Consider the following 5,974-nt stretch of genomic DNA (forward strand, 5'->3'; position numbering starts at 1 on the left):
GGCGGTGGGGTTGGGGTATCTGCCAGCGATGCTGCTGCCGCAGTGTCGGCCGCTTTCGGCGCATCTGCAGCTGCTGGAGCCGACGCTGCGGCAGCCGACGCTGCGGCTGGTGTTTGGGCGATTGCTGCCAGCGGCGCTGAAATCGTCGCGGCGGAGATCATCAGGGCAGTGACAAGGGCGGACAGGCGGTTACGAGTAATAGACATGCTGATGCTCCAAATTTTAGAAAGTAGATTGCCGCAATCGCGACGTAATGGTTGGTTTGCGCGCATTTGCGCTGCGCCTACTCGAGCTTCCAGACATACTGCATCCTGGTCGACGACTGCACCGCTTTGCCGTCGGCCATGGCAGGAGTGAAATGGCACAAGCCCCACGCTTTTACCGTGGCCCGGTCCAGGTCTTTGAAGCCACTGCTTTTTTCAACGGCGGAGTCCAGCACATTGCCGTCGGCGCCGATGGTCAGCTTGACGGTCACCATGCCCTCTTCTTCATTGCGCAGGGACGATCTCGGGTATTCCGGCTTGTCGCAATTGCCTGCAATCTTGGCGCTGGTATGTGCGGGCCCTGCTTCGCCGGTGGCCGATGGCTGCGCCACGGAAGTCGGCAGGTCATTGCTCGGCGGCTTGACGTTGGTCACCGCGGCAATCACGTTATCCTGTGGCGGCGGCGTTACTTTTACCTCGGGTGGAGGAACGAATGGCGGTGGCGGCGCGACCGATTTTGGCGGTGGCGGCACCGGCTTGTCCGGCGGCGGCGGTGGCGGCGGCTTGAACTCTTCGATGATCTTGGTTTCGACCGGCTGCTGGATCACTTCCACTACCTTGCGCGCCAGTCCGGTAAGCAGCGCATAAACGATAAGGACATGCAGAACAACAACCACGCCGATGCCAACTACATTATTGGAGGGATTTTTCCCATCCTGCGTGAAATCCATACAACGACTCCTGTTTGTGCGCCTGATTTCCGGCAATCTCGGTATTGACTATGCCGTCCGCCTGGCGCCTGATCTGTTGCCGGCCCGATCTTTGCGATCTGCCTGCATCGTCAGTTTCATCTGCATTGGTAAAAAACCGGAGAGCGTCTTGCATTCAAGCGCGTCACAACAACATCCGGTCATCTGCGCTCTCACGGCGAAATCAACGTCAACTCTCACTACGATCTGAAACTGCCGGCATGCCGCTGTTGGACGGCGGCATGCCGGCTTCTCGCTGCTAGAACTTCAGATGCGCATTCAGGTAGAACTGCCGGCCGTTCTTGTAGAACGCACGCGGCTGGTCTTCATTGAGCGCGTAGTACTTCAAGGTAGGGTCGTTCAGGTTCTGTGCATCCAGCGTGAAGGACAGCTGTTCGCTGTACTTGTAGCCCAATGACATCGCCAGGGTGCCGACGCCGGCTTGATAGAACGCCGTGCTGCGATCCAGGCCGCTGTAGAACGAACTGCGGTAGTTATATGAAATACGCGCATTGAAACGTTCATCTTCATAATAAGCCGTCAGGTTGGCGGTACGCTTCGAGGCGCCGACCAGGGGACCGTTGGTAGAGTCATAGGCATTGATGAATGTGGCGTTGGTGGCGAAACCGAAGTTTTTACCCAGCGGCATTTCATACGCCAGTTCGATACCGTTCACCGTGCCGCTGGTGTTGATCGGCACTGTCAGCTGGTAATCCGCCATGTAGTTGGCAGGATGGTCAGGCGTGCTGGTGACATAGCTTCTGGTAACGGTGCCCAGACCGACATAGCTGGTCAGGTTCATGTTGAAGATACTGGCGGACACCAGGGAACGCGGAGCGAAGTACCATTCCAGCGAAGCATCGAAGTTGTTCGACGTGATTGGCTTCAGGTCCGGATTGCCGCCGGTGCCGGAGCCGATTGAGCCGAATTGCGCCGGTGGCGACAACGCTACCTGGCCAGCCAGCGCCGAATAATCCGGACGAGTCATGGTCTTGGATGCGGCAAAACGGGCAACCACGTCCTTGCTCAGGTCGAACTTCAGGTTCATGCTCGGCAACACATCGACGTAGCTGTTATCGTCGTGCTGCCTGACGAACGGACCGAAAGCGGAGGTCGTGATCGCACCTGGCGCGGTAGCCGGCGCGGCGACGTTGGAGATGACGCTCTCCTTGGTCTGGACTACGCGCAAGCCGACATTCCCGCTCCAGCGGTCACCCTCAAGATTGGCTTGCAGGTAACCGGCCGTATTCTTTTCCTTGACCGAAAACTCGGAATTCCAGTCTTCACGCGTGACCGGATCGCGATTGGTGAAGGCGTTGTACGCCGCCAGCTGGCCCGGCGAGTAATACCACACATTGGTCGGGAAACCGCTGCCGAGGCCGCTGCCGAAATTGCCAGGGAAATTCTGATAACCCTGCGGGAAATTGGCAGGATCCTGGGCTGCAGCTGTCGGGCCTTGGCCGATCACACCTTCGGAACTGCGTTTGTGATCGTTATAGCGCAGGCCAAACTGCACCGTCTTCAAGGTACCCCAGTCGGCGGAATATTCACCGTCGGCCTGAGCCCAGTTTTCCTTGTCCTTGACGTTGATGTTCTGGTCGCCGAAGATCCAGCCGAACGTTGTGCTTGGGCCGGCAGGGCTGGCATTATTGGTTGCACCCAGGTTCCAGTTGGCAGCCGTGCCTGTTCCGTTCAATTGATAACCCGCGCCTGCACCGACGCCGACATTCCATTCCGCCACGTTCTGGGTCGGTGTCTTCCCTTCACCGGACGAGGTGCCCAGCTTGGTGGTGAAAGTCAGCGAATCGCTGGCGCGCCATTTGGTGCCAAGTTCAACGAAATTGGCGCTGGCGCTTTCATCCGGACGTGAAATCTGATCATAAACGCCATAGTTGGTGCCGGCTACAGGTGCAAAAGTGGCCGATGTCAGCGTATTGTTTTTCACCGTGTAACCAGGATTCGGCGATTGGCCCGCGCCGGCGTTGATGACCTGCGCACCCCAGAATTCATAACTGCGGTTGTAGTTGGCCGCCTTCATTTCCGAGGTAAAGGCATTGACGTCGAACGAGAAGTCGTTGCTCAGCTTGAACTGGACATCGATCAAACCGCCGGTGCGTTTGCGTTGCTGCTCAAACAGGGCGGAGTTGATCAGGTTAGGCGCATAGACGCCGGCCAGGTCCGGATGCGCGAGAGCGATCTTGCTGCCCGGAGCGATCTGGGTGTAGCCCAGGATTTCCTGCCCTTGCCGTTGCAGATGGCGTTCTTCAGAGAATGCCTGCACCAGGATGCCGAAGGTGTTGGCATCGTTCTTCCAGTTCACCAGAGCGCTGATTTGCGGATCGGTCTTGCCCGGCAAATCGGCATACACCGCGCCCAGGGTTGCTTCTGCCGTAAATTGTTTCTTGAACTCCAGCGGCTTGCGGGTAATGATGTCGACCGAACCGGCGACCCCGCCTTCCACCAGGCTGGCCTGGGAACTCTTGTGCACCACTACCGACCCCACCAGTTCCGAAGGCAGCAGCGTATAGCTGACGCTGCGGCCAACTGTGCCCGACTGGTCCAGCACGAACCAGTCGCCGGATGCCACGTTGTGGCCGTTGATCAGCGTCTGCGTCAGGCTCGGGCTGGTGCCGCGCATGCTGACCCGGTCGGCTTCGTCGAAACCGCCTTCGGTGGCGCCGGCGTTACCGATGGTGACGCCCGGCACGCGCGACAGCGAATCGGCAACGTTCTTGTCCGGCATCTTGCCGATGTCTTCGGCGGTGATGACTTCCACGTGCGAGTCGGCATTACGTTTCTGAGTCAGGGATTTTTGCAATGAACCACGGATGCCGCTGATGGTGACTTGTTCAATGCCACCCTTGTCGGCGCTCTTGCTGTCAGCTTTCGAAGCTGCGTCATCTGCCTGCTGCGCATAGGCTGGCATGGCTGCCGCCATGACCAGTAGCGCAACTGCAGATGCTATTGGTGTTAAATTTTTATTCACTTACCGTTCTCCCCATCGATTGCGGCCCCGCAAACCCCAAGCAGGCCATTTTTTTCATTGACTTCTCCACGCTGTGGCTTGAGGTCGCTTCAGGCCGACAAAGGGGAGAACCTTTTTTTCGATACAGTCGCCAATACAACAAGATCCAACCAACAAGACGCTGCATAGCGCCGCCTGTAAAACACCTGCCCCTGCCGGTCTTTCTCCAAAAAAACCGTCCGGGGAAAATGCCGTGCGTACCCTGCCCCCGCACCAAGCTTCCGCATCTGCCTTACGCCCAAGCTCACGAATTCCCTTTGGAAACGTTGCGCTGAAGACACTCTAGGGACCGTAAAAGTGGCTGTCAATAGGCATTCAACTGGTATTACATAAATAAATTATTGGTATCAAAATTACTAATTCATATATCTATATATACCGTTGTTTACATTCACTATTTTGCAAACTACATGACTGTTGTTTAGTGGAGTGGACTGGTCGCTTTTTTTCAAAATGGGGTCAGGAAAAATCAAGTTTTTCTCGAAAAACAGAATTTGAGGATTTTTATATGGAACTTCTTCGAACTGGCCAAGTCGCCGATTTTCCATGTCATTTTCAGTCTTTATTTTTTGTAGTTTCTCCTATGAAAATACGTAATTTTCAAACGATAAAAACATTGTTGGAATTCATATTGAAACGCCAAAAAATCGGGGGAAATTGACTATCCCAAAGTTTTTTTTATTTTTTTCAGGAAAATTGGAAAGCCATCAGATAAATGAAGCGGCATTACCTACAAGCACTAAACACGCTGCGTTGCAGCATCATGCAAAACAGTAAAGAAGCAGCCAATGCCAGTTCAAATTGGTAGTTTTTTTGTAATACCACTTTGGTGCGAACCTGGCACCAAAGTGGTGAGCAGCAACTACCTCAAAACGACGGTAACGCCCGGTCGGATAACCCCGCTTACTTCAAAAAAATGGGATCTGCAGCAGGCAAAACACCGGGCCGGCGATCGGCAGCGCGGTTGATTTGAATGCAATGGAAAACGCACCAGACGGATAAATCCGGTAGCAGACCGGGGGTGATATTGGTGCATCGCGGAACAGCGCTTTTGATCCAGGCTCAGCACTACCCCTGCGCAGCCGGCCTGAACAGGGCCGTACAAGCTGGCTAAACAGGACAACAAAAGCCCCAGGCAGGCCGCACCTGAGGTTTTTTGTGCAAGAACAGTTTCTTTCCTGCGTTAGTGGCGGGAACAGGATTTTCTCCTGCTAATCCGATTCAAGCTTGTGTCTGCCGGATGAACTGCACGACAAGCGCGGCGATTTCATCCGGCGCGTCCTCCAGGCTGTAATGCCCGACCCCGGCCAGCCGATGGATCGGCGCCTTCGGGAATATCTCGGTAAACAGCGGAAGCAGATGCTCCGCATGCAGCGTCCGGTCCGCCATGCCCCAGATGGCGAGCGCCGGCTTGGCCCGGATCGCACGATCGGCTGCCGCGTCGGGCGTCTCGAAGCGATGCGCCCCGATGGCGGTGCCTTTTGCCCAGCCGATGGCGCCGCGACAGTCCGCGGCGCTGGCGAAACGCGATCCGTAAGCGGAGAGCCAGGCATCGGTGATCAGGGCATGGTTCTCGAAACCGTTCAGCTTGAGCGTGCTCAGGATATTGAAACCGAGCTGGCCCAGCACCGTTTCCAGGCTGCCTTCCTTTTCGGCTTTCTCGATCCACTGGAACCACGGCGCAACGCCGACATTCGCAGTCCATCGCTCGACAAGATCAGCCTGGCCGAACGGGGTTGGTCCGTTGGCCGAGATCACCCGAAGAATACGGTCCGGATGGCGGGCGGCCAGGCCCATGCCGACAGGACCGCCGAAATCATGCAGCACGAGGGTGATGTTGCGCAGGTCGAGCGCAAGGACAAAACGTTCGAGGTTGTCGATGTGATCCTGCAGCCAGTAGCTGCGCTCCTGCGGCGTCGCGCTCTTGCCGAACCCCATGTGGTCGGGGACTATCACGCGCCGGACATCGCTCAGCGCCGGGATCAGGTGGCGGAACA

General features: G+C 56.4%; 3 protein-coding genes and 1 pseudogene. All 4 read right to left on the minus strand.

Features of this window, described 5'->3' with window-relative positions; translation table 11 throughout:
• A pseudogene (locus JWQ61_RS05175) lies at nucleotides 1-206 on the minus strand (MotA/TolQ/ExbB proton channel family protein); the annotation flags it as partial.
• Nucleotides 207-283: 77 nt separating this feature from the next.
• Nucleotides 284-934 carry an energy transducer TonB gene (locus tag JWQ61_RS05180; RefSeq protein ID WP_304359578.1) on the minus strand — a complete coding sequence of 217 codons (651 nt, stop codon included), beginning with the start codon at nucleotides 932-934 and terminating at the stop codon, nucleotides 284-286.
• Between the two features lie 277 nt (nucleotides 935-1,211).
• Nucleotides 1,212-3,878 carry a TonB-dependent receptor gene (locus JWQ61_RS05185; RefSeq protein ID WP_304359579.1) on the minus strand — a complete coding sequence of 889 codons (2,667 nt, stop codon included), beginning with the start codon at nucleotides 3,876-3,878 and terminating at the stop codon, nucleotides 1,212-1,214.
• Between the two features lie 1,320 nt (nucleotides 3,879-5,198).
• On the minus strand, nucleotides 5,199-5,974 hold a 776-nt coding region (locus JWQ61_RS05190; RefSeq protein ID WP_304359580.1), incomplete at its 5' end, for an alpha/beta fold hydrolase.

It is taken from the genome of Collimonas fungivorans (assembly GCF_028292705.1).
GTDB lineage: Bacteria > Pseudomonadota > Gammaproteobacteria > Burkholderiales > Burkholderiaceae_D > Collimonas > Collimonas fungivorans_B.

What these genes read in the sequence shown, in the direction of transcription:
- JWQ61_RS05180 (WP_304359578.1), bottom strand. Translation starts at nt 934, where the DNA reads ATGGATTTCACGCAGGATGGGAAAAATCCCTCCAATAATGTAGTTGGC.
- JWQ61_RS05185 (WP_304359579.1), bottom strand. Translation starts at nt 3,878, where the DNA reads ATGCCAGCCTATGCGCAGCAGGCAGATGACGCAGCTTCGAAAGCTGAC.